At 43.9% G+C, this 24,001-nt stretch carries 21 protein-coding genes; 10 read left to right on the forward strand and 11 right to left on the reverse strand.

The annotated features are described in order from the left end of the window. Positions 1-112 precede the first annotated feature (112 nt). Positions 113-283, forward strand: coding sequence for a CopG family ribbon-helix-helix protein (locus tag ACEW80_RS07625; protein WP_373526016.1), 171 nt, complete (start codon positions 113-115; stop codon positions 281-283). A 45-nt stretch (positions 284-328) separates the two neighbouring features. Here ACEW80_RS07625 and ACEW80_RS07630 read toward each other — a convergent pair whose 3' ends face one another. The 4 genes from ACEW80_RS07630 to ACEW80_RS07645 are packed head-to-tail and all read right to left on the reverse strand — an operon-like array spanning position 329 to position 2,750. Next, positions 329-772 carry a DUF29 domain-containing protein gene (locus ACEW80_RS07630; protein WP_373526017.1) on the reverse strand — a complete coding sequence of 148 codons (444 nt, stop codon included), beginning with the start codon at positions 770-772 and terminating at the stop codon, positions 329-331. Continuing rightward, positions 769-975, reverse strand: coding sequence for a DUF433 domain-containing protein (locus tag ACEW80_RS07635; RefSeq protein ID WP_373526018.1), 207 nt, complete (start codon positions 973-975; stop codon positions 769-771). The genes ACEW80_RS07630 and ACEW80_RS07635 overlap by 4 nt, the downstream gene beginning before the upstream one ends. A 13-nt stretch (positions 976-988) precedes the next feature. Next, the gene (locus ACEW80_RS07640) at positions 989-1,267 is read right to left on the reverse strand and encodes a LapA family protein (RefSeq protein WP_373526019.1); all 279 of its coding nucleotides are present in this window, start codon (positions 1,265-1,267) and stop codon (positions 989-991) included. 58 nt (positions 1,268-1,325) lie between these two features. Beyond that, positions 1,326-2,750: a phosphoglucomutase/phosphomannomutase family protein gene (locus ACEW80_RS07645; protein WP_373526020.1), complete on the reverse strand. Its 1,425-nt coding sequence runs from the start codon at positions 2,748-2,750 to the stop codon at positions 1,326-1,328. A 146-nt stretch (positions 2,751-2,896) separates the two neighbouring features. On the opposite strand from ACEW80_RS07645, the gene ACEW80_RS07650 reads away from it, so the two are divergent. After that, positions 2,897-3,757, forward strand: coding sequence for a PD-(D/E)XK nuclease family protein (locus tag ACEW80_RS07650; RefSeq protein ID WP_373526021.1), 861 nt, complete (start codon positions 2,897-2,899; stop codon positions 3,755-3,757). Here the strand turns inward: ACEW80_RS07650 and ACEW80_RS07655 are convergent. Then, positions 3,747-5,135 carry an ATP-binding protein gene (locus ACEW80_RS07655; RefSeq protein ID WP_373526022.1) on the reverse strand — a complete coding sequence of 463 codons (1,389 nt, stop codon included), beginning with the start codon at positions 5,133-5,135 and terminating at the stop codon, positions 3,747-3,749. The two genes, ACEW80_RS07650 and ACEW80_RS07655, sit on opposite strands and share 11 nt — an antisense overlap. A gap of 190 nt (positions 5,136-5,325) precedes the next feature. Continuing rightward, complete coding sequence (locus tag ACEW80_RS07660; protein WP_373526023.1) at positions 5,326-6,996, reverse strand: transglutaminase domain-containing protein; 1,671 nt, start codon at positions 6,994-6,996, stop codon at positions 5,326-5,328. Positions 6,997-7,265: 269 nt separating this feature from the next. Between ACEW80_RS07660 and ACEW80_RS07665 the strand changes: the two genes are divergently transcribed. The 4 genes from ACEW80_RS07665 to ACEW80_RS07680 all read left to right on the forward strand — a co-directional run bounded on the left by ACEW80_RS07665 (position 7,266) and on the right by ACEW80_RS07680 (position 14,951). Then, positions 7,266-10,124, forward strand: coding sequence for a cation-translocating P-type ATPase (locus ACEW80_RS07665; RefSeq protein ID WP_373526024.1), 2,859 nt, complete (start codon positions 7,266-7,268; stop codon positions 10,122-10,124). A gap of 156 nt (positions 10,125-10,280) precedes the next feature. Then, positions 10,281-11,426 carry a DNA replication/repair protein RecF gene (gene recF / locus ACEW80_RS07670; RefSeq protein WP_373526025.1) on the forward strand — a complete coding sequence of 382 codons (1,146 nt, stop codon included), beginning with the start codon at positions 10,281-10,283 and terminating at the stop codon, positions 11,424-11,426. Positions 11,427-11,742: 316 nt separating this feature from the next. Further along, entirely contained in the window at positions 11,743-14,091 is a 2,349-nt protein-coding gene (locus ACEW80_RS07675; RefSeq protein WP_373526026.1) for a putative PEP-binding protein, read from the forward strand. A gap of 35 nt (positions 14,092-14,126) precedes the next feature. Next, a complete protein-coding gene (locus ACEW80_RS07680) occupies positions 14,127-14,951 on the forward strand; it encodes an NAD-dependent epimerase/dehydratase family protein (RefSeq protein ID WP_373526027.1) in 825 nt (274 codons plus the stop codon). An 85-nt stretch (positions 14,952-15,036) separates the two neighbouring features. Here the strand turns inward: ACEW80_RS07680 and ACEW80_RS07685 are convergent, their stop codons facing one another. Continuing rightward, positions 15,037-15,699 (reverse strand): DUF1361 domain-containing protein, encoded by a 663-nt coding sequence (locus tag ACEW80_RS07685; RefSeq protein WP_373526028.1) that lies wholly within the window; start codon positions 15,697-15,699, stop codon positions 15,037-15,039. Positions 15,700-16,167: 468 nt separating this feature from the next. On the opposite strand from ACEW80_RS07685, the gene ACEW80_RS07690 reads away from it, so the two are divergent. Further along, complete coding sequence (locus ACEW80_RS07690) at positions 16,168-16,389, forward strand: hypothetical protein (RefSeq protein ID WP_373526029.1); 222 nt, start codon at positions 16,168-16,170, stop codon at positions 16,387-16,389. A 342-nt stretch (positions 16,390-16,731) separates the two neighbouring features. On the opposite strand, the gene ACEW80_RS07695 is transcribed toward ACEW80_RS07690, so the two are convergent. Beyond that, positions 16,732-16,878, reverse strand: a complete 147-nt coding sequence (locus ACEW80_RS07695) for a hypothetical protein (RefSeq protein WP_373526030.1) — start codon at positions 16,876-16,878, stop codon at positions 16,732-16,734. Positions 16,879-16,993: 115 nt separating this feature from the next. Here ACEW80_RS07695 and ACEW80_RS07700 point away from each other — a divergent pair, with 115 nt between their 5' ends. Beyond that, complete coding sequence (locus tag ACEW80_RS07700; protein ID WP_373526031.1) at positions 16,994-17,761, forward strand: class II glutamine amidotransferase; 768 nt, start codon at positions 16,994-16,996, stop codon at positions 17,759-17,761. A 253-nt stretch (positions 17,762-18,014) separates the two neighbouring features. Here ACEW80_RS07700 and ispF read toward each other — a convergent pair whose 3' ends face one another. Both ispF and trmD read right to left on the reverse strand, forming a co-directional pair. After that, the gene (ispF, locus tag ACEW80_RS07705; RefSeq protein WP_373526032.1) at positions 18,015-18,500 is read right to left on the reverse strand and encodes a 2-C-methyl-D-erythritol 2,4-cyclodiphosphate synthase; all 486 of its coding nucleotides are present in this window, start codon (positions 18,498-18,500) and stop codon (positions 18,015-18,017) included. Between the two features lie 3 nt (positions 18,501-18,503). Continuing rightward, the gene (trmD, locus tag ACEW80_RS07710) at positions 18,504-19,214 is read right to left on the reverse strand and encodes a tRNA (guanosine(37)-N1)-methyltransferase TrmD (protein WP_373526033.1); all 711 of its coding nucleotides are present in this window, start codon (positions 19,212-19,214) and stop codon (positions 18,504-18,506) included. A gap of 541 nt (positions 19,215-19,755) precedes the next feature. On the opposite strand from trmD, the gene ACEW80_RS07715 reads away from it, so the two are divergent. Together ACEW80_RS07715 and cphA are read left to right on the forward strand one after the other, a co-directional pair. Next, complete coding sequence (locus ACEW80_RS07715; protein WP_373526034.1) at positions 19,756-20,619, forward strand: cyanophycinase; 864 nt, start codon at positions 19,756-19,758, stop codon at positions 20,617-20,619. A 168-nt stretch (positions 20,620-20,787) separates the two neighbouring features. Next, positions 20,788-23,493 (forward strand): cyanophycin synthetase, encoded by a 2,706-nt coding sequence (gene cphA, locus ACEW80_RS07720; RefSeq protein WP_373526035.1) that lies wholly within the window; start codon positions 20,788-20,790, stop codon positions 23,491-23,493. 52 nt (positions 23,494-23,545) lie between these two features. On the opposite strand, the gene tatA is transcribed toward cphA, so the two are convergent. After that, positions 23,546-23,719 carry a twin-arginine translocase TatA/TatE family subunit gene (tatA, locus tag ACEW80_RS07725; protein ID WP_196527662.1) on the reverse strand — a complete coding sequence of 58 codons (174 nt, stop codon included), beginning with the start codon at positions 23,717-23,719 and terminating at the stop codon, positions 23,546-23,548. Between the last annotated feature and the right edge of the window lie 282 nt (positions 23,720-24,001).

Consider the following 24,001-nt stretch of genomic DNA (forward strand, 5'->3'; position numbering starts at 1 on the left):
AGCCCTTGATGAAGTAATTACTATGGCTGTTAATGCTATTACTGATGAAAATGCTCTTAATTGGTTTAATCATTGTGGTTTATTTTTTGAGCCTATTTAGATAGCTCTTCTTGTGGCTGGTTTGTTCGCAAACTGCTGTAAAGAGGCGATAGCCGCTTATCTAGAGATGTATCAGTGGCAAATAGAGGAGATTCAAAAGGGGATTGCTGAAGCGGATGCTGGAGACTTTGCCAGTGATGAAGAAGTAAAAGCGGCTTTTGCAAGACTCACCAATGTACATTAATTGGCTGCGTCGTGCGCTTCATACCACACAGCCACAATTATAGTATCAAGTATCGCTTGCTTCCGGTAGCCAGTCTTCATCCAACACTAACTCTAAAGAATATGGGCACTCTTCTGGAAACAGAGATACAACTATCCCCGTTTGCTTGGCTGCTTGGCGACGTGCCCTTAGATAACTTTCATCAAGTTGCTCTATAGGATAGCTTTTAAGACTAAGACTATCTTCTATAGCTAACTCAATTTGGGTGCGAGAATCGGTGATCGAATCCAGCCAACTATCTGAGCGACGCTGGGGTTGATATTGCCATTTGAGCAGATGCAACAGCAAGCGAGTTAGTTGACTGGCAATAGCCCGACGTTCACTTTTACCCAAGCCTTCAATCTCTTCAATCAGATATTCTACATCAACTTCATGCCAGCGATGCGATCGCAATAGTTGAGTTGTCTGTTCAATCCACAAATTAAAATCTGCTGTATAAGTTGCACTCATAGCCGTTCTCGGTCAGCCGCATAACTTAGGCAAGCCAAAATATCCTCTTGTGTCAGATAAGGAAAGTCATCAAGCAGCTCCTCATAGGTCATGCCAGAGGCAAGAGAAGATAAAACATCGTATACAGTAATTCGCATTCCTTGAATACAAGGCTTACCACCTCCTTTTCCTGGTTCGATTGTAATAATCTTTTGATACTGCACAGCTATTCAAACCTTAAAAATCTTCATCGTCAACAAAAAATTCAGCATCGTCTTCCAATCGAGAATTACCCTGTCCAAAACCAGCAAGTCCCCACAGAGGTTGCAGCAGTGCCATGCCAATTAACCCTACACCTGCACTAAAAGCTAGCACTAAACCCATTGGTATCTGAATTGATTGGAATGTTAAGAATTTTAACGATACGGGTGTGGCATTTTGAACTGAAATAATTGCGATCGCGATTACCCAAACCGCCACAACTAGAGATGTCAAAAAAGGAGCAAAAGTTTTCATATCTTAATAAAAGTTAGGAGTTAATAATTCTTAACTTATAACTCCTAACTCTGAATTATTAAACTGCTACTGCCTCTAGTTTAGCAATGGCACTCTCTAACTCTTGGGCGATTTTGGTGAGTTTTTCGGGAGTGTTGGTTTCTAGGTAGACGCGCACCAGTGGTTCTGTACCGGAAGGACGCAGTAAAACCCAGCTACCCTCTTCTAAATAGAGCTTAATACCGTCTTTACGCCCTACCTCCTTGACTTTAATTCCTGCTACCTCTGTAGGTGGATTTTTGGTAAAGGAGTCGATGACGGCGGTTTTATGCGCCTCTGTGAGGTGCAAGTCAAGGCGGTTGTTGTAAAGTGGGCCATCGGCTTCAGCGATCGCTTCTTTGACAAGTTGACTTAAGGGTTTGCCTTCATAAGCGATCGCTTCTGCCACCAGCATATCGGCTAAAATCCCGTCTTTTTCGGGAATATGCCCGATAATACTCAAACCGCCTGATTCTTCTCCACCAATTAATACAGCAGTTTGGCGCATTTTTTCGCCGATGTATTTAAAACCAACTGCTGTCTCATAAATTTGCAGCCCATTTTTAGCAGCAAAATTATCTAGCAGGTGCGTTGTCGCCACAGTGCGGACTATGGCACCAGTTTTACCTTTGTTTTTGATTAAATGACGTGCTAAAACTAGCAGCACAGTATTAGGAGTGAGGAAGGTTCCTTGTTCATCAACGATGCCAAAGCGATCACCATCTCCATCGGTTGCTAAACCTAAATCAGCGCGATCGCGAACTACTGCTTCTACTAATTCAACTAATTGTTCTCCTTTGGGTTCTGGCATCCCACCCCCAAATAAAACATCCCTCCAATCGTGGAAACTTTCTAACTCAACGCCACTATGTTGCAAAACTTCATCTAAATAGCCGCGAGAGGTAGAATAAAGGGCATCGTACTTTACCTTTAAATTAGCGCTTTTGATTTTTTCTACATCAAGTAAGGTGTAGATAAATTTCAGGTAATCAGGTTTGGGATCAAACATCGAAATTGAACCTGATGGGCTGCTTCCAGGCAACTCATCCGATGCACTTTCGATATTTGCCACAATGGTATCAGTAATTTCTGGAGTGGCGGGTCCTGCATAATCGGGTATATATTTAATTCCACAGTAGGGTGCTGGATTATGGCTAGCAGTAAACATCAACGCTCCTGCGGAATTTAGGTGACGCGCGTTGTAGGCAATTACTGGTGTAGGACAATCTCGATCAGTAACTTTGACATTCCAACCCAAGTCTGCTAGTACTTGGGCTGCTGTTTGGGCAAACTGGTCAGCTAAAAAGCGAGTATCGTAGGCAATAAGTACTGGTCGATCTTTTGTGTAGGCTGTTTCTAAATAAGTGGCGATCGCCCTTGTTACTTTCCGCACATTTGGGAAAGTAAAGTCATCGGCAATAATCCCTCGCCATCCATCGGTGCCAAATTTTATCTTGCTGGACATTTTTGCCACTTGCTCCCGGACATTATCAGTACTATAAAAGCTTCCCGCAAAGCGTGTGTACCAGCAAGTATCTCCCGAAGTTCTTTTCTAAGCAAGTTTTAGATTAAACTTCTCCCCACTGTATTTTCTCTCACTGTTTCTGAGCAATGTCAACCCCCGATCGACCTTTTGCCAGTTATCACCTTTGGTCTCTAATTGCCCCAGCGATCGGGCAAGAACGCTGGCATTGCCAGATGAGACGGGGGTTTATCAAAGCGCGGCAACACGAACCACAAGTCAAAGCGCTTTTAGCGCAAGCCACCGCACCCCAGCGGATTGGGATACTCGCCCAAAAAGGCATTTATGAGTTTCATCATCACAGCTATCTGTTGAAGCGATCAGATGGTGTAGAAAGAGTTGCACAGCTACTTAAATTAGCTAACTCCAGCGAGCAAGTCCAGCAACGTGTGCTGCAAATTTTGAAAAAATATCACGATGCTCCGTTGCTTTTGGATAAAGATATTATCCAATTAACTCCTGGTGATGAAGGCTTTCCCAAACCGATTGTAGTTGAACAAGAAGATTATTGTTTTCGCTTATATGCGGCTATGGACTGCGTTTTTATTGAGAGCGATCGCACTTTACATATTTTGGATTTTAAAACTGGTAAGTCGGCTTTTGACCGACGACAGGCATTAGTTTATTTGGTAGCTGCTCGTTATCTTTACCCAGGACGGGAAGCTGTTGCATCATTTTATAATTTAGAAATATCTAAAAAATCTGAGTTAATTAGCATCAATAATAGTGAATTAGAATCCTTAAAATTTGAATTAGCTAATGTTGCCCATAAGCACCAGCACGATTTGCAAAAATATCAGGAAGAAAGTAGCAATTTCAGTAAAATTTTCCCCCCAAATCCTGGTTCTCACTGTCGGTTTTGCCCATTTAACTCCATCTGTGACTTTGCCGATTTTAAGCAGCAGCAATCATCTCTAGTACCCAGTTTAAGAACTGATATCAGGCGTTAGAAATTTGACGTTGTTGAATGAGGGGAATGCGAATGATAAACTCAGTACCAGTTCCTGGTTGCGAAACGAATTCTAAAGAACCGCCATGTCTTTCTGTGATAATTTGGTGACTAATAGCTAGCCCCATCCCCGTACCTTGTCCAACGGGCTTGGTCGTAAAAAAGGGATTAAATAGTTGTTTTTTAGCATCTTCTGGTATTCCAGTTCCGTTGTCAGCAATGCGAATTGTGACATGATTTGGCATTACTAATTGGGTGCGAATATAAATTTGGGGATTATCCGTTTTTAATTGTTTTTTTATTTTCCAACGACCTGTAAGCACTGAATCTTCTAAAGCATCGATCGCATTCACTAAAATATTCATAAATACTTGGTTTAACTGCCCAGCATAACATTCAACCAAGGGGAGGGTGCCGTATTCTTTGATCACCTCAATTTCCGGGCGCTTGTCAGTAGCCTTGAGGCGACTTTGGATGATCATCATCGTACTATCAATTCCCTCATGGATATCAACCGCCTTCATTTCCGCTTCATCTAACCGTGAGAAAGTCCGCAGGGAAAGCACAATCTCTCGAATCCGCTCTGCACCTATGATCATCGATTTGAATAATTTGGGTAAGTCTGACCTTAAGAAGTCTAGTTCAATTAGATTTGTAAACTCGTGAATTGCCTTGACTGGTTGCGGATAATGTTTTTGGTAGAGTTCTAACAGTGAAAATAAATTTTTGGTGTATTCATCAGCCGGGTAAAGGTTGCCGTAAATAAAGCTAACTGGGTTGTTGATTTCGTGTGCCACACCTGCAACTAATTGACCCAAACTGGACATTTTTTCGCTTTGAATTAACTGAGTTTGGGTATTTTGTAGTTTGTATAATGTTGTTTCTAGTTCTTGTGTTTGCTGTCGTAAGTCTTCTTCCGCTTCTTTAAGCACAGCATTATTACGGCGCAGGGCAGCTTCTACCTGCTTTTGCTCTGTTAAATAGCGAATAATCCCAACTAAGAAATGATTACCTAGCTCATCCTCAAACAAATATTTTTTGGTCAGGATAAAGTGTGTTGTGCCACAGGAATCTGTAAATAATTCCTCATTTTCATCAGTTATGCCTGTAGTGAAAACCAGTTGATCTTTTTCCCAAAACACATCAGCTTCCGCTTTGGGAAAGAGATCATAGTCAGACTTACCAATTAATTCTTCTCGGCTATGCCCGATGAAATTACAAAAGGCATCGTTAAGTAGTATCCACTGATGTTGGTGGTTTTTGAGAAAAATTGGGTCAGATATACCGTTGATCATTCGCAGCAGAAAAGCTAGGGAGAAGTTTTGCTGCTGAGTATATTGTTTGTCAGAGGCATCATTGAGAGATTTGCAATCATCCATACGCTTGGTCTGAATTTAAAATGTTGTTTTCAAAGTTGATGAATAGGATAAACCACTAAATCAACATAGTCTAAAAAGCAGATAAAAGCCTCAGCAATACTATCGCTGAGGCTTTAGAAGACTGGCTCAATAAGCCTGAAAACTAGGAGCTAATTAAAAATCATAATTTGGGTAAATAAATCCAAGAAATTCAAAAGGGTGGTAATTCTTTAAGAATTGTGAACCGAATATGATTTATCGCTAAATCACCGATGGGGATATCTTCTTTGGTTAGCCGTGTACCTTGGCTTGTCACGGTTTCAAAGGTAATACCTTTGCCAATTTCAATGTGATACCAGCATAAGCCCATAAAAAAGCGCGTCGGATAAGGACCACCTTCAGCTACATCGTCAGGATTTGATTCCATTGGCAACCAGCCAAAATTCGGTACGTAGAACTCCAGCCAAACATGATTAAAGTCGGGTTGTAGCGGCACTCCTAGTAAGTCACTATGGGGAGGACATTTATACCTACCGACGGTGCGGCAGGGGATGCCATTTAAACGGGATAGGGCAAGTAAAACGCCGACATATTCGCCACAGGAGCCAACGCCCCGTTCTAAAACTATATCTGGCGTGTCAATGTAAGGTTTTATGCCGTAGGATAGCTGATCGTAGACGTAATTACGGATGCTGTGCATTTTCCGCAGCACATTGGTTTCAGAACCAATCGCTTCTCTAGCTGCACGGCGAACAATGGGAGTATCCATTGCTAAATCGTCGTCATCCACTAAGTAGCGTGTTTGTAATTCTGGGGAAAGTTCAGGCATATTTTCCACATCTCTGGGTGTGATGCGATACTTAATCCCTCGAACTTCCAAAAGTGCTTTCCAGCCAAATATGTGTCGTTCTCCTGGGGCAAGAGAATCAAATTTAAAGACTGCTACACGTTGCCCACCGATCACTTCTTCGGTAAAGGGTATACCAATGGGTTCAACGTGTTTCACCTTTTGACGCTCAGTTTCCGATGGGAGGGCAATGCGCCATTCTACGTCAGGTAAATCAACCTCGTCTAAGGGAGCAATTTCTTCAGCATAAGACATTTCGATCAGATAGCCATTAGACAGGGCGTAGCGGTTCTCTGGCTGATAATCATAATACAGAGGATGAATAAAAGTCCGATCGCGGAAGGTTAGCTCATGACTTGGATCAGCATTTGGGTTATCCCGAATGTAAGGCTCTTCTGAGGCGTAGGCAACATAAATACTTTCTTTACCTGTTTCGCCATTTTTATGAATTGCTATGCCTGTAGGACATTCAAAGGGTGTCAGAACACTGAATTGAATTTCTCCCGTTGCCCTATCCATCGCGTAAACTGATTGTTCGGTGCGATCGCAAATCCACAGCATTTCTTGACTAACTGCCAAATTCTCTATTCCCACGCCTGGGGCATAAAATCTGGTAATCTCTTTTCGCGTTTCGCGGTCAAAAATCAGGATGTAGCCCAGCTTTTGGCAACTGACATAAACTGCTGTTTCCCAAACCGCAACGCCGTCAGCCGGATAAGGCAATGTCACAAACTCTTCCAAAACCAAAGCATTGAGATTGCAAAAGTAAACACTATTTTCTCGGCTCACCCACAGAGTATCTGACCACGCTGCTAGACCGGTGACATCGGTAAATTCTTTAACTTGATGGGGATTGAGAATTTTGCTGTTGTCGGAGGTGGGATCAATCTCCAGTAGATGCCCTTTAATACTGTCAATAGCAATTAGTCTATCTTTAATAAAAGTGATGCCAGACAAAGTAGCAGCAGTAAGCGGTCGAATTGTTTTTTGCCCAAACATCTGGCTAACGGTCAAAGTAGGGAGTGTAAAACTCATAAAACCTTGTGGGAAGTGTAAAAGCCTCTCATCTGGGGCTTGATCGCCACGTTTAGAGCGGGGTACTGATAATTATCGGTAAAATTTGTTCCAAAAAACTCTTTCGTGAGAAATAATACTATGTCAAAATCGGAAGAATTTACAAATATTAAGAATTACAGATACACTCATACAACTGGGCGATCGCCTTAATGTAACTTTAGGAGATGGAATTCCTGCCATCACTAAATTATGATCGAATTCTGTAACCATTTCCTGTGACTTACACGATGTCTGCTAATTCTCTGCCCGAAGGTGCCGCCGTTTGGCATAGTCTAGAAGTTGATAAAGCGTTAGACCTGCTCGATAGTAACGCAGACAGTGGCTTAACATCCCAAGATATTCAACAGAGGTTGCAAAAATACGGCCTCAACGAATTACAAGAAGTTGCTGGCCGTAGTACTTGGGAAATTCTGCTAGATCAGTTCAAGAACATTATGTTATTGATGCTGATTGGCGTAGCTCTGATTTCTGGGTTTATAGACATCTGGGGTTTGCGAAATGGCACTTTAAAGCCTGGTGAAGTGCCATTTAAAGATACGATCGCTATTTTAGCAATTGTCATCCTCAACGGCATACTTGGCTACGTCCAAGAAAGCCGTGCCGAAAAAGCATTGGCAGCCCTGAAAAAACTGACTTCTCCCTTAGTGCGAGTGATGCGCGACACCAGACTGGCGGAGATAGCAGCCAAAGACTTAGTTCCAGGGGATGTAATGCTGCTGGAAGCTGGGATGCAGATCGCTGCAGATGGACGCTTGATAGAACAGTCTAATTTACAAATACGAGAGTCGGCGCTAACGGGTGAAGCCCAAGCTGTCAACAAACAGGCAACACTAAAATTACCAGAAGAAACAGATTTAGGCGATCGGATCAATTCAGTCTTTCAAGGAACCGAAGTCGTCCAAGGACGAGGCAAAGTTCTGGTGACTAACACCGGCATGACAACAGAATTGGGCAAAATTGCCACGATGTTGCAGTCGGTGGAAACTGAGCCGACACCGTTACAGCGACGGATGACTCAACTGGGCAACGTCTTAGTTACGGGTTCTTTGATTCTCGTGGCGATCGTTGTTGTCGGCGGTATCATCAAGGATCAAGGTTTTAAAAACATCCAAGAACTCTTGGAAATTTCCTTGAGTATGGCGGTTGCTGTGGTGCCAGAAGGTTTACCAGCTGTAATTACCGTCACCCTGGCACTGGGAACCCAGCGAATGGTACGCCAAAATGCCTTGATTCGCAAACTGCCAGCAGTAGAAACATTGGGTTCTGTAACTACCATCTGTTCTGATAAAACCGGCACCCTAACTCAAAATAAAATGGTGGTGCAATCGGTTTTTACGAATAACAAAACTTTTCGCGTCACCGGCGAAGGTTATGCTCCCACTGGGGATTTCCAGTTAGATGGTCAAAAAATTTCCCTAGAGGAGTTTCCAGAAATTTCAGCGATGTCAGTCGGTTGTGCCGTTTGTAATGATTCGGTGTTGCAAAAAGAAAATGGGGAATGGGCAATTTTGGGAGATCCCACAGAGGGGGCATTAGTCACCTTGGCGGGAAAAGCCGGAATCGAAAAAGACCAGTGGAACAGTAAGTTACCTCGCGTTGCCGAGTTTCCCTTTTCTTCGGAACGCAAGCGAATGAGCGTGATTTCTCAGGTAAAGGAAGTCGCCACAGGTGAAGCATCTCCCAGAGGCGTTGACCCAGCGATCGCTAGTTTTATCCAATCTGAACCTTACTTAATGTTTACCAAAGGTTCTCCAGAGTTAACCTTGGCACGTTGTACTCAGATTCATTTGGGCAATCACTCAGCCCCATTGACTGAAGCACAACGCCAGAAAATTTTGGCAGAAAATGACCAAATGGCGAGTAAAGGTTTGCGGGTGCTAGGTTTTGCCTACAAACCCCTCACAGAAATCCTACCAGAAGGTTCAGAGGAGACATCCGAGCAAGGTTTGGTGTGGCTGGGATTGGTGGGAATGCTCGATGCGCCACGCCCAGAGGTGAAGGCAGCAGTCCAACAATGTCGAGATGCAGGCATTCGCCCAATAATGATTACTGGCGACCACCAATTAACAGCACGAGCGATCGCTACCGAGTTAGGAATTGCCCAAGAAGGCGATCGTGTCCTCATAGGTCAAGAGTTGCAGCGGATGAGTGACCAGGAATTAGAACAAAATGTTGACCTGGTAAACATCTATGCCAGGGTTTCCCCAGAACACAAACTGCGAATTGTTAAAGCACTGCAACGTCGGGGCAGATTTGTAGCGATGACAGGTGATGGTGTCAACGATGCACCAGCCCTCAAACAAGCTGATATCGGGATTGCAATGGGCATTACTGGCACCGATGTCAGTAAAGAAGCCAGCGATATGGTGTTACTTGATGACAACTTCGCCACCATTGTCACCGCCACCAAGGAAGGTAGAGTTGTTTACACCAATATTCGCCGCTTTATTAAATACATCCTCGGCAGTAACATTGGCGAAGTTCTGACAATTGCAGCTGCACCCTTAATTGGTTTGGGAGGCGTACCCCTTACCCCCTTACAAATTCTCTGGATGAACTTGGTAACAGATGGTTTACCAGCCTTGGCATTAGCTGTAGAACCTCCAGAACCAGATGTAATGCAACGTCCGCCTTTTAGTCCCCGCGAAAGTATTTTCGCTAGGGGATTGGGTTCCTATATGATTCGCATTGGGATAATATTTGCCATTATCACCATTGCATTGATGTGGTGGGCTTATCAACATACCCATGCCCCCGACTACGATCGCAACCGCGATACTTGGAAAACAATGGTATTTACCACCTTGTGTATAGCCCAAATGGGTCATGCGATCGCCATTCGCTCTAATAACCGACTGACCATCGAGATGAATCCCTTCTCGAATATCTTTGTATTAGCGGCTGTTGTCGTCACCACGATTTTGCAGTTGATGCTAGTTTACGTCCCACCCCTGCGAGATTTCTTTGGTACTCACTACCTGAGTCTAGAGGAATTGGGGGTTTGTATTGGCTTCAGTGCCTTAATGTTTGTGTGGATTGAATCGGAGAAGATATTTTTGCGGATTATGGGCAAGAAGGCTGTGTAAATTGGGCATTGGGCATTGGGGAGTGGGCATGGGGCATGGGGCACTGGTTATTAATTATTCTCATCTACCCCTCTACCCCTCTACCCCTATACTCCCCTGCTTCTTTAATCTCCCTGCCAATGCCCAATCCGCAATGCCCCATGCCCACTCCCCACCATGTACCTGAAAACTCTAAACCTCCGACAATTTCGCAATTATCAAGACCAAAAGGTTGATTTTACTGCTGCAAAAACAATCTTGGTAGGTAATAACGCACAGGGAAAGTCGAATTTGTTGGAGGCGGTGGAGTTACTAGCGACATTGCGATCGCATAGAATGACCCGCGATCGCGATTTAGTTCAAGAAGGGGAAGCCATAGCCCAAATTAATGCCACCCTTGAGCGACAAACAGGCATTAGTGACCTGACTTTAACCCTCCGCCGCAATGGTCGCCGTAGCGTTGCTCTCAATGGTGAATCTATCCGCCGCCAAATGGATTTTCTCGGCGTTCTCAATGCAGTCCAATTTTCCAGCTTGGATTTAGAACTGGTACGCGGCGGCCCCGAAGGTCGTCGCAACTGGTTAGATACACTCTTAATTCAACTGGAACCAGTTTATGCTCACATTTTGCAGCAGTATAACCATGTGTTACGCCAGCGCAATGCTTTTTTAAAAAAGACTCAGAACGGGCTAAACCCTAGCTATTCGCTAACAGAACTCAGCACTCAGCACTCAGAACTGGCTGTGTGGGATGCACAGTTAGCTACCACAGGAACCAGGGTAATTAGACGACGCGATCGCGCCATCCAACGACTAGCTCCCATTGCTACCGCTTGGCACGGCAGTATCAGTGGCAGTACGGAAATTCTCCAAATTAAGTACGTGCCTAATATTCCTTTAGAAGATAATCATCCAGAAGAAGTACAGCAAGCTTTTTTAACAAAAATTCAGCAGCGAGCCGTTGCTGAAATGCACCAAGGCACTACCCTTGTCGGACCCCATCGGGACGAAATAGAATTAACTATTAATCAGACACCCGCTCGTCAATACGGTTCTCAAGGTCAACAACGAACGCTGGTTCTAGCCTTAAAATTAGCAGAATTACAATTAATTGAAGAAGTCGTCAAAGAGCCACCATTATTGTTGCTTGATGATGTTCTTGCCGAACTCGATCTATCCCGCCAAAATCAATTGCTTGATGCTATTCAAGACCGCTTTCAAACCTTGATTACTACCACTCACTTGGGTTCTTTTGATTCTCAGTGGTTAAAGTCTTCCCAAATTCTTTTTGTGAAAGCAGGAGAAATAATCCGACATTTATAATAATTCTGGTTAATGTTTAGAAACAGTAACCACTATATATTTTGCTGGCCAATTGCTTGTAAAAAAATTTGATCCGTACTATTACAGCCAGCAGCAATTCCCAATGCAGCCAACCCCAAATAGCTGCTGCTAAGGTTGCTGTGATTCTTGGGAAGATTGGCGCACAATTTCTTCAGCACCGAGAAAGATGTAATGTAACAGCATACATCATACTTTTATCGATTAGGGCTTTTTGAGATGCGAATCAATATCTGAAGATTATTAGCAAGAGGTAATGGCTGTGATTACAAAAGATAATTGCCAACTAACAAATTGAGTGGATAAACTCTACTGGCTAGACCAAATTAAACTACAAGACCGCGCCAAAGTAGGTGAGAAAGCGTTTTACTTGAGCAAAATTATCCAGCGTGGCTATCCGGTGGTGCCTGGTTTTGTGGTTTCGGCAGAAATTTTGCGACAATTTCTCGAAAATCTCAATAGTTCAGAGTCATTAGTGGCTGACTTACCCCATTCTTCGTTACACCTGGATGTCACTAATTGGCGTCAAGTTCAACAGGTCGCTGGTCGCTTACGCCAAGAAATTTTGACTGCGACAGTGCCACAGCAGTGGGTGAGTACAATTTTCCAAGCAGCTAGAGAATGGCAAACTGGCTGTTTGATTCTTCGACCTACCTTAGCAGTATCAAGTGCGACCCCAGGTACGGTAAATATATCGGGGTTGCTAGAGTCAGTGTTTTGTGATTGTGAACCCGAAGCGATCGCCAGAGCATTAAAACGTACCTGGAGCCAAATATTTCGAGCCAGAAGTCTATTATATTGGCAACGTACAGGAATTAACCTGCAACAAATTAGCCTAGCAGTTTTGGTGCAACCTGTTGAGAATGCGATCGCCAGTGGTTTGCTCAGAGTCAATTCTTCTGGGTGGGAAATTGAAGCTACTTGGGGGTTAGGAATTGCGATCTCTCTTGGCGAGGTACAGCCAGATGTCTACTACATTCAACAGGAAACTGGGGTTGTGCTTGAGCAACATCTGGGCAAGAAAACGCTGGCTTATGGTGTTGATGATGCAGCACCTGGAGCTTTTTCGCAACCTGTGCCGAAGTCAATACTAACCTCAGATAACACTTGTTTGATTCCCTACCTACTTCAGGAAGCCCAACAAAAACAGTACGCTTTACAAGAAGAATACTTACAACAAATAATTGCTCTAGGAACTCAACTGGTGAGTGAACTAGGTAAAAGGTTTACTATTAAATGGACGATCGCGGGGCAAACTACATCTGGCAAGCTCTACATCACACAAGTTAGTACTCCTCAATCTGTAATTCCCCATGCACACTTTCTCAGGGGACTAGGGGCGGCAGGGGGACGTGTTGTAGCGACTGCTCTGGTAATTATTAATCCCCAAGAAAAACCCGAACAATTACCCAAGGGAGTGATTTTAGTAGCACCTACAATCACACCTGATTGGTCGCCATTATTGCAACAAGTTGCTGGTATTATCACAGAAGAGGGGGGATTAACCAGCCACGCCGCAATTCTTGCTAGAGAATTAGGTATTGCAGCAGTAGTGAACGCGACATCTGCTACAACTTTAATCCAAAATGGCGAACGACTGCTGCTTGATGGCGATAGAGGAGAAGTTTATCGGATCAAAGGAGACTTAAAGGAGGAGATGGAGAGAGGGAGAGAAGAAAATCTTCTTCCCTCCCATCACCCCAACCCGAAAGCACCCTATCCTTCTGTTACGTCTCATCTACCTATGATTGCTACCCAACTGCTGGTTAACTTGAGTCAGTCTAGTTTAATAGAGCAAGTACAAAGCTTGCCTGTGGATGGCGTGGGATTGTTGCGTTCAGAATTGATGGTATTAAATATATTGCAGGGACAACATCCTCATAATTGGATTTTGGCCGGGCGTCAAGCAGAATTGTTAGAGCTATGGTCAAACCAGATTATGCAGTTTGCCCGTACCTTTGCACCAAGACCAGTTTTTTACCGTTCTTTAGATTGGCGATCGCCAGATTTACCATCATTAAGTCATAGTTTACAGTCTTCACCGCAGTCGATGTTAGGTGAACGCGGCACTTTTAGCTATTTACAAAATCCCGCAGTGTTTGAGTTGGAACTAAAAGCTTTGGCAACTGTACAGAAAGCTGGCTACAGCAATGTCCAGCTATTGTTGCCTTTTGTGCGGACTGTCGAAGAATTTGTTTTTTGCCGTCGCAAAGTTGAGCAAGCAGGGTTAACTGAGGTGGCGCAATTTCAATTGTGGATGATGGCAGAAGTTCCAAGCGTAGTATTTTTACTACCAGAATATGTCAAAGCAGGTGCAGCTGGAATTTCTATTGGTACAAATGACCTAACCCAATTATTGCTCGGAGTAGATCGAGAACAAGGACAGCTAGCAAAAGTATTTAATGAACGTCATCCGGCAGTTATGAGTGCGATCGCTCAACTGATCCAAATGGCCAAAACTGCTGGTATACCTTGTTCAATCTGCGGTCAAGCACCAGCCCTCTATCCCGAAATTATTGATAAATTAGTCGAATGGGGTATAACTTCCATTTCCGTTGAACCAGAAGCAGTAGAGCGAACATATCAGGTGATCGCCCGTGCTGAACAACGCCTAATTTTAGCAGCAGCACGACGAAAACTGCATTAGTTAGAAAGTAAATATGACAAACAATCCTGAGTGTTATGAAAGTATTGATTACTGGCAATGAAGGAATGATTGGTTCAGTTGTTGAAAAAGTTTTGCGTGCTGAGGGATGTGAAGTGATTGGCTTTGATATTGCAAGTGATCATAATATTCTGAATCCCAATGAAATTCGTTCGGCACTTGTTGGCTGCGATGCAGTTGTTCATCTGGCGGCGCTACTTGGAAATTCTGAGGATGTGCCGGATGAAATAATGGCGGTTAATCTTCTCGGAACTTGGCATATTCTTTCAGCAGCAGCAGAGGCAAAACTCAAACGTGTTGTTTTCTTCAGCAGTGTTGATGTATTGGGAATCTTTAAAGGCGAGAGAAAACCGGATTATCTTCCTTTAGATGACAATCATCCTTGTTATCCAACCACCCCTTATGCCGTTTCCAAACGCCTTGGTGAAAAAATGTGTCAATACTTTACTGATAGCACAGGTATTTCAACTATTTGTCTGCGACCACCAGGTGTTTTTGATGAAGAAACTTACAATTTTATTATTTCCAATCGGCAAGCAAACCCCGATTTTGAGTGGAATCCATTTTGGGAATACGGCGCTTTTCTAGATGTGAGAGACGCCGCAGAAGCAGCGCGATCCGCTTTACACTGTCCTAATCCCGGTCATGTTACCTTGCTGCTATGTGCGGATGATATTTCTTCGGCGCATCGAACTAGTACAGAAATGGCTCAATCTCTACTTCCTGAAGTGGATTGGCGCGGAGGCGATGAATATGAACATGAACCTTACAAAGCCTTGATTAACACCCAACTCGCTAAAGAAGTCCTTCAGTGGGTTCCGCTTAATAAATGGCGACCATGAGGTTGGGGATTTTCTGCTAAAGTTTTGAGTTCATCAAAGTGCAAGAGGGATTGAGCATTTCGATTCGCAACCGTTCTAGATTCGGTCATCCAGCGTTTGGGGTATTAGAATCAGCTGATTGTGTCTTAATAGGATATGCATTTTTTGGTTGCCTGACTAAACCCAAAGTCACTCGTTTCATAATCGAGTACAGTCCAACAAGAATCACAAAACCGATAGCAATAATTACCAACGGCTGTTTACCAAGAATTTCTTCAACACCTTTAGTCAATACGGCATCAGGTTGAGTAATAAAATCCCAACTGTTGAAACGCAAAAATCGCCCCCAATAGACACCAACAGCACAGAGAGCGTGGGTAATCAATTCCAAGCGCCAAATCCATTCGCTTTTGCCGATGCGATGTAAATAGTGACCCCAATTAATTAACGATATTACGTAAGCTTCAAATCCACCAATAATTACTAGCAAATATACAGGAATTAGTACCAAAGTAATTATCCACACTGATTGAATCGTGCGGATATCATCTATCAGGTGAATTACATCAGTCAGCAAATATGGGGCATTTGGTAAGAAAGCATAGAAAACTAAGAATCCTAGCCACCAAAGCCAATTACCACCACGCTTGATGCGAAATAGCCACACACTCAAAGCCAAAGGTATAAAAGCCAGAAATAAATTCCAAGTCATCCAACGCATATTAATTTGCAAGACTTGTACAACTCTGGCTATCAATTCTTCTTTCATAGGTGCTAACTCAAAAGACGTTTGATTGATCTAGATTTAGTTTGTAGTTTTAGGGTTAACCTCAGTGATTGACTGAATAGATGTCCGAAACCTGGAGTTTTTGTGTATTTCAAACTGGAGGATGGAATTTATCAATCAATCGCCTTAAGCCACTAGTATAGCTAGAAAATCATCCGGGTAAAATTTACCACAGAAAGAAAGTATGAACAACAAAAAAGCTACAGAATAACCCCTGGTAGACTTTTTTAATTGGAATATTGCCCAGTCCTAGCTATTATATTGATTTCATTCTGCCTTGCTAAAGTTCCAGAAACACCCCAAAGTTTTTGTTAAAAGGTCTATTCAACAAACCCAAAATTGCTGGGTGAGGGTAAAGACGCAATTAATCGCGTCTAAGTAGAGGGTAAAGGTTTTTTGTTGTTAAATAACTAACGCAGTAGCACTCGACTTCGAGGACCGATCGCTTGTTTGGGTGAAGCAGGTATCGTACAGCTATTGACAAAATCCTGTGAACAAGCGGATGTATACGTTGTAGGTGTCGAGGAAGCGATCGCACTATCAACAGTAATAACGGGTGCAGGAGTAGGTATATTAACAACACTAACGACAGGTGTGGGAGTTACAAGAGTTGCAGTTGCAGGTACTTTGATTGAAATTGGGATTAATGCTGGGAAGTTGGATAGTGCCTGATAATGTGCCAGTACTTTGAATTGTGATTTGAGCGAAAGCACTTGTTCCAGCTAAACCGATGATGACTGCGGCTAAACTGCTACTGCTAAGAACAACACAACCCAACTTAGCTGATGAATGTAATTTCATGAAAAATTTGCTCCTTTAATTACCTATGAAAAAGTACGCACAGATTTACGCATGATTTTTCCTTGCTCTCACTGGATAATGAAAGTATTTTGCACTGAATCAATCAGTATAAAAATATCGTATTTTATTACATTTACATCAGTACAAAATTAAAACCGGAAAGTTGCTCTTAATGCCCCAACTACTAATGCATCGTTAGCAGCATTATGATCGCTAAAATCGGGTTACGCTGGAAACTGCGCCGTCGCTAGAACCTTCTAAAGGGCTGATACCGCGAAAGGTGTTGATGGGGTTGACTCCTGAATTCTGACTTCTGAATTCTTCTTCAACCGAACTATATTGTTTTATGCTGAGGATCATCTAGAATATCTCAGCCTTAAATTCTCAGATTGAAGCGATCGCTCCAGAATTAATGCAGCATTTTGAAGTATCTTAATCCTGAGACGTTAGTCAAAAATTGAGAGTTGCAAGATCCATGTGTCAATTGCTCGGAATGAACTGCAATGTTCCAACGGATATTTGCTTTTCTTTTGAAGGGTTCTCTGCACGGGGAGGAAAAACGGATGATCATAGCGATGGTTGGGGCATTGCTTTCTTTGAAGGAAAGGGATGTCGGATGTTTTTAGATGCCCAACCTTCTGTTGTTTCTCCGGTTGCGGAGTTCGTGCGGAGTTATCCCATTCACTCAACCCATGTCATAGCCCATATCCGTAAAGCTACACAGGGCGAAGTTGCCCTACATAACTGCCATCCTTTCCGTAGAGAATTGTGGGGTCAGTATTGGGTGTTTGCCCACAATGGTAATTTGCCAGATTTTGATCCAGAAAATTTCGGCTTTTATCAAGCTGTGGGTGATACCGATAGTGAAAAAGCATTCTGCATGATCCTAGAAACATTGCGATCGCGTTTTCCTGAGGGTAAACCTACTATACATAAATTGTACCCTGTGCTGCTAGAAATTACTGATGTAATTGCAAAATCAGGTATATTTAATTATTTATTATCAGATGGAGAACACTTTTTTGCTTATTGCTCAACCAAACTCAGCTACATTATCCGCCAAGCGCCTTTTGCGGCTGCTCATTTGATTGACCAAGATATGACTGTAGATTTTCGGGAGGTGACTACTGAACGCGATCGCGTCGCCGTCATTGCTACCACCCCCCTTACTGACAACGAAGTTTGGACACCAATCCAACCGGGAGAATTGCTAGTATTTCAGGACGGTTTACCTCTGAAATAAAAATGAAACCTCTAATGATTGCTACCCAATTACTCTTCCTTTTACCTAAAAATATCACTCAGAAGTTTTAAGACCAAGCCCGACATTATTATTAATACTAGAGAGAATAACGATGCGTTGGCTTTGCCCGCCGCAGGCATCGTTCACCTTTCAATACGGTTCGGTTAAAGTGCAAGGTTTGTCTGTCCTGATAAATCATTGATTTCTATCCTCGTGAGTCTTCAATATTTTTACCGATGGACTAAAAGAAAAGTTACTCTAAAGCAACTAGCAAGACAACAGCATAAGCACATATACCTTCTTCACGACCAACGGGGCCTAATTTTTCGTTAGTGGTAGCTTTGATGCCAATTTGATTTGGTTGTAATTCTAAAACAGCCGCTAGTTTGTCGCGCATATTGTGAATATGCGGTTTTAATTTTGGACGTTCTGCTACTACCACCGAGTCAATATTTCCCACCTCCCAGCCTTGATCGCTAATCAGCTGATGTACTTGAGTTAATAGTACTAAACTATCTGCTCCCGCCCATTGAGGATCGCTAGGCGGAAAATAATGACCAATATCCCCCAAAGATAATGCCCCAAGCATGGCATCCATAATCGCGTGGGTCAGCACATCAGCGTCACTGTGACCTAATAAACCCAGTTCATGAGGAATTTGAATTCCACCTAAAATTAAAGCGCGATCGCTCACCAGTCGATGAATATCGTAGCCGTTACCAATCCGAATTTTAGTCATTTGTCAGGAATTATTATGCTCACCCTGTTTGCTCTGTTCCCAGTTTCTCAGCAAATCGATCCGGCGATCGCGGGTTTTTTGAATCTGTTGTTCGTAACGCCACCGAGCGATCGCTGCGTGATTCCCAGAGAGCAAGACATCAGGCACTTTCAAACCGCGAAAATTGGCAGGACGAGTATATTGTGGATAGTCCAATAACCCGTCCTCAAAACTTTCTGCTGTCAGGGACTCCGTTTTCGCCACGGTTCCGGGTAATAGCCTAACTACGCCATTAATCAAAGCCATCGCTGGAATTTCTCCGCCAGTCAAAATAAAATCACCTAAAGATACTTCACGAGTCACCAAATGTAGCACCCTCTCATCCACCCCTTCGTAATGTCCACAAATAACAACTAACTGGTCATAATTTGCCGTTAATTCTTTCAAAAGAGGTTGATTGATTGTTTGACCCTGTGGACTCATCAAAATCACTTCTCTTCTGGGCAGAATTGGCAGCGACTCCACAGCGTTAAAGATGGGTTCTGGCTTCATTAGCATCCCCACACCGCCACCGTAGGGTTCATCATCTACCTTTCGGTGCTTATCGGTGGTAAAGTCCCGTGGGTTAACCAGATGAACTTCGGCAATCTGTTTGGCTAAGGCTTTACCCAGCAACCCAGAATTGAGAACAGAGTTAAAACAGTCAGGAAAAAGCGTAACTATATCAAAGCGCACAGTTATTCGTATTCGAGGACACTAATCTTAAATTTGAATATCTAGCAAACACCATCAAGCCAAGGTTGGGTCAAACTCCAGTTAAACTTTATCAATAGTATCTAAAACTACCAGACCTCTTGGATTTTAGATGGGCTGAAAAGTTTTTCTAATTACTTAATTTATGTTTAAATGTTGTCACAACTACATTTAAATTAATAATCATATCAAGTTAACAACTTCCAGAATGCATCGAGCTAGCCTTAGAAAAAAGCGTAGTCTTAACTGCTCGTCCCCAAGCCTAGAGGGGAAATATAGCCCCCGAAAGACTATTTTGCCCTGCTGCAAGTGGACAGGTGAACAACAAGGCGCTGGCTTTGAGGAATGGGAACGAAGACGTTTAGACTGAAAGGCAACGCGAGCATTAAACGAAAATTTGGAGAGTGGCTGACCCAGTTCCAAACCTCAAAACAGTGTCCTCTCAAAAGTTGCAAAGCGCAAAAATCATGGCTGCTACTGATCCTTGTTAAATTCACCTGAAGTTGTTGACAGGAGAAACACAATGCCGCAATTACAAGTTAAATCGCTAGAAATGAGGACACCCCAAGCAACTAAAACCGCCGTTCTGGTTATCGGAGGTGCAGAAGATAAAGTTCATGGGCGCGAAATCCTAAGAACTTTTTTTGGACGTGCCGGTGCTAGCAAGGCTTATATTACAATTATTCCATCGGCCTCTCGCGAACCCGCCATCATCGGTGGTCGGTATATTCGCATTTTTGAAGAAATGGGTGCCCAGAAGGTAGAAATTTTAGACATCCGCGAACGAGAACAGTGTGAAACCTCCCAGATCAAAGCATCCTTAGAAGCCTGTAGTGGGGTATTTATGACAGGAGGAGACCAGCTGCGTCTTTGTGGCGTATTGGCAGATACGCCAGCAATGGAAATTATTCGGCAACGGGTGAGGGCGGGGCAACTTACGTTGGCAGGCACCAGTGCAGGAGCGGCAGTGATGGGGCATCACATGATTGCTGGCGGCGGTAGTGGGGAGTCGCCAAATCGTTCCCTAGTTGATATGGCAACGGGCTTGGGATTTATTCCAGAAGTCATCGTTGACCAACACTTTCACAACCGGAATCGGATGGGACGACTGATTAGTGCGATCGCAGCTCATCCCGATCGCTTAGGTATTGGCATTGACGAAGATACTTGTGCAGTGTTTGAACGCGATGGTTGGCTACAAGTTATGGGTAAAGGCAGTGTTACCATTGTTGATCCCACTGAAGCCACTCACACCAACGAACCCCATGTCGGTGCTGACGAACCCCTAACCGTGCATAATTTACGTCTCCATATCCTCAGCTACGGCGATCGCTTCCACCTGTACCAGCGCACTGTATTGCCTGCTGTACACCGAATCTCCAGCTGACGGCATAGAGTATCTGAGGTTACACTGAGTTGACCGTTTATTTATTTCTGATCGTAGAAAGATGAGAACACTATGTAAAAAGAAAAAACTGTTCATGATGAACAGTTTAGCGGTCAATTCCAGTAAGAAACTAGAATTTTGGTTCCGAATCTCCATCTACCTATTCCCATGAGAATCCTCAAGATCCAGACCTTACGCGGCCCAAACTATTGGAGCATTCGACGCCACAAGCTGATCGTCATGCGCCTCGATTTAGAAACCCTTGGCGAGACACCCTCGAATCAAATCCCTGGCTTTTATGAAGGATTAGTTGAGGCGCTGCCGAGTCTGGAGGGTCACTTTTGTTCGCCTGGCTGTCGTGGTGGTTTTCTGATGCGAGTTAGAGAAGGCACAATGATCGGCCACATCGTAGAACACGTAGCCTTAGAACTTCAGGAATTAGCTGGTATGCATGTCGGCTTTGGTCGCACCCGCGAAACTGCCACACCCGGAATTTACCAAGTAGTGATCGAGTATCTGAATGAGGAAGCGGGACGTTACGCTGGACGAGCAGCAGTGCGGTTGTGCCAGAGTATTGTTGATCGAAGCCGTTATCCCAAGGCAGAACTAGAGCAAGATATCCAAGACCTGAAAGACTTCAGTCGTGATGCTTCCTTAGGCCCTTCAACCGAAGCGATCGTCAAAGAAGCAGAAAAAAGAGGTATTCCCTGGATGTCTCTGGAAGCCCGCTTTTTGATTCAGATGGGTTACGGCGTGAACCAGAAGCGAATGCAGGCAACAATGACGGACAACACCAGTATTCTAGGCGTAGAACTGGCTTGCGATAAAGAAGCCACTAAACGCATCCTAGCTGCCGCTGGTGCGCCAGTACCCAGAGGTACAGTAATCAACTTCTTAGACGATTTGGAACAAGCCATTGAATACGTTGGCGGCTATCCCATCGTCATCAAACCGCTAGATGGCAATCATGGACGTGGGATCACTATTGATATCAGAACTTGGGAAGAAGCTGAAGCAGGCTACGAAGCTGCTAGACAAGTTTCCCGGTCAATTATTATCGAAAGATATTACGTTGGGCGCGACCACAGGGTACTAGTAGTAAATGGCAAATTAGTAGCAGTTGCCGAACGTGTACCAGCTCATGTCATTGGCAACGGTAGATCCACGATCGCCGAACTGATTGAAGAAACAAACCTTGACCCAAATCGCGGTGAAGGACACGATAACGTTCTGACCAAAATTGAATTAGACCGTACTAGCTATCAACTCTTAGAAAGACAAGGCCACACCCTAAATAGCGTGCCACCCAAAGGCACTATTTGTTATCTCAGGGCAACAGCAAACTTAAGTACAGGTGGTAGTGCCGTAGACCGTACCGATGAAATTCACCCAGAAAACCTTTGGTTGGCACAACGGGTAGTAAAAATTATCGGTTTGGATATCGCCGGACTGGATATCGTCACCACAGATATTAGCCGTCCTCTGCGGGAAGTGGATGGCGTAATTGTCGAAGTTAACGCCGCTCCCGGCTTCAGAATGCACGTCGCCCCAAGCGTTGGCATTCCGCGCAACGTCGCTGGCGCAGTCATGGATATGCTGTTCCCCAACGAACAATCTAGCCAAATTCCCATCCTTAGCATCACGGGTACGAATGGCAAAACCACTACTACCCGACTACTAGCACATATTTATAAACAGACTGGTAAAGTAGTAGGTTATACGACTACTGATGGAACTTACATCGGTGATTACTTAGTCGAAGCTGGCGATAACACAGGTCCTCAAAGTGCCCACGTCATCCTCCAAGATCCTACAGTAGAAGTAGCGGTACTGGAAACAGCTCGTGGTGGCATTCTCCGCTCTGGATTGGGCTTTGAAGCCGCAAATGTAGGGGTGGTATTGAATGTAGCCTCCGACCACTTAGGAATAGGCGATATAGATACCATTGAGCAGTTAGCTAACCTCAAAAGTGTAGTAGCAGAAGCCGTATTCCCTGATGGCTACGCGGTACTTAACGCCGACGATCGCCGCGTCGCCGCCATGTCAGAAAAAACTAAGGCGAATATTGCTTACTTCACCATGAATCCCGACTCGGAATTAGTGCGGAGGCACATCCAAAAGGGCGGAGTCGCGGCAGTATATGAAAATGGCTATTTGTCAATTGTTAAAGGCGATTGGACACACCGCATAGAAAGAGCAGAAAATATACCTTTAACAATGGGCGGACGTGCACCGTTTATGATTGCCAACGCTTTAGCCGCAAGTTTGGCAGCATTTGTGCAGAACGTCACAATTGAGCAGATTCGGGCTGGTTTGAGGACATTCCGGGCTTCAGTTAGTCAAACGCCGGGACGGATGAATTTGTTTAATTTGGGCAACTACCACGCTTTGGTGGATTATGCCCACAACGCAGCCAGTTACGAAGCTGTAGGTTCCTTTGTGCGAAACTGGACTACAGGACAACGGATTGGCGTAATTGGTGGGCCAGGCGATCGCCGCGACGAAGATTTTGTTACCTTGGGTAAATTAGCAGCACAAATTTTTGACTACATCATCATCAAAGAAGACGATGACTCGCGGGGACGCCTATCCGGTTCAGCCACCCAGTTGATTATTCAAGGCATCACCCAAGTTAAACCTGATAGCCGCTATGAATCAATTCTGGATGAAACCCAAGCGATAAATAAAGGCTTAGATATGGCTCCTGATAACAGTCTGGTGGTAATTTTGCCAGAAAGTGTTACTCGCGCTATCAACTTAATTAAGCTGCGTGGGTTAGCGAAGGAAGAGACACACCTACAAAATCCTGCCACGACTATTGTAGATTCCCAAAATGGGATCACGCCTTCTTCTGTTGTTAATACCTTGCTCTAGTCAGAAATCAGCAGGAGCCAAGGCACTGACTCCTGTATTCTGACTCCTTTGATCATTGTTTTTCTTCTTCCTGATTGGTTTCCTCGCTGGGAGTTTTCATCTCCTCCTTAAAACCTCGTAGGGTTTTGCCCAGTGCAGTTCCCAGTTCGGGAATTTTTTTAGGGCCAAAAATTAGAACAGCGACTATGGTAATTACAGCTATTTCTGGCCATCCTAGTCCAAACATATAAATTTCCTTTAAGGCATCTGTAATTAAATATAGGACTCATATTTGATTTTTGAACAAACTCAGTACAACTCAAAGAGACTTCTTCCCTACTCCCCACTCCCAGCCTACGCAAATAATTTCAGAAATCAAATCGGATTGCTATATAGGGCTTGCTGAATAAGTCTCCAGAGCGAATCTAGAAGCCACACAGCTTACAAAATAGTAGTTTCGTCGCTTAGTTTCCCAATTTGCCCGGCGCTCGCCGACGAAAGTGCAAGGTTTTTGAACCTCTGGATGCTA

The sequence above is a fragment of the Nostoc sp. genome, assembly GCF_041747015.1.
GTDB lineage: Bacteria > Cyanobacteriota > Cyanobacteriia > Cyanobacteriales > Nostocaceae > Nostoc.

Bases quoted from the DNA above. Each gene is read 5' to 3' on its own strand.
- ACEW80_RS07630 (WP_373526017.1), bottom strand. From the start codon at position 772: ATGAGTGCAACTTATACAGCAGATTTTAATTTGTGGATTGAACAGACA.
- ACEW80_RS07640 (WP_373526019.1), bottom strand. From the start codon at position 1,267: ATGAAAACTTTTGCTCCTTTTTTGACATCTCTAGTTGTGGCGGTTTGG.
- ACEW80_RS07645 (WP_373526020.1), bottom strand. From the start codon at position 2,750: ATGTCCAGCAAGATAAAATTTGGCACCGATGGATGGCGAGGGATTATT.
- ACEW80_RS07650 (WP_373526021.1), top strand. From the start codon at position 2,897: ATGTCAACCCCCGATCGACCTTTTGCCAGTTATCACCTTTGGTCTCTA.
- ACEW80_RS07655 (WP_373526022.1), bottom strand. From the start codon at position 5,135: ATGGATGATTGCAAATCTCTCAATGATGCCTCTGACAAACAATATACT.
- ACEW80_RS07660 (WP_373526023.1), bottom strand. From the start codon at position 6,996: ATGAGTTTTACACTCCCTACTTTGACCGTTAGCCAGATGTTTGGGCAA.
- ACEW80_RS07665 (WP_373526024.1), top strand. From the start codon at position 7,266: ATGTCTGCTAATTCTCTGCCCGAAGGTGCCGCCGTTTGGCATAGTCTA.
- recF (WP_373526025.1), top strand. From the start codon at position 10,281: ATGTACCTGAAAACTCTAAACCTCCGACAATTTCGCAATTATCAAGAC.
- ACEW80_RS07680 (WP_373526027.1), top strand. From the start codon at position 14,127: ATGAAAGTATTGATTACTGGCAATGAAGGAATGATTGGTTCAGTTGTT.
- ACEW80_RS07685 (WP_373526028.1), bottom strand. From the start codon at position 15,699: ATGAAAGAAGAATTGATAGCCAGAGTTGTACAAGTCTTGCAAATTAAT.
- ACEW80_RS07695 (WP_373526030.1), bottom strand. From the start codon at position 16,878: ATGATCCTCAGCATAAAACAATATAGTTCGGTTGAAGAAGAATTCAGA.
- ACEW80_RS07700 (WP_373526031.1), top strand. From the start codon at position 16,994: ATGTGTCAATTGCTCGGAATGAACTGCAATGTTCCAACGGATATTTGC.
- ispF (WP_373526032.1), bottom strand. From the start codon at position 18,500: ATGACTAAAATTCGGATTGGTAACGGCTACGATATTCATCGACTGGTG.
- ACEW80_RS07715 (WP_373526034.1), top strand. From the start codon at position 19,756: ATGCCGCAATTACAAGTTAAATCGCTAGAAATGAGGACACCCCAAGCA.
- cphA (WP_373526035.1), top strand. From the start codon at position 20,788: ATGAGAATCCTCAAGATCCAGACCTTACGCGGCCCAAACTATTGGAGC.
- tatA (WP_196527662.1), bottom strand. From the start codon at position 23,719: ATGTTTGGACTAGGATGGCCAGAAATAGCTGTAATTACCATAGTCGCT.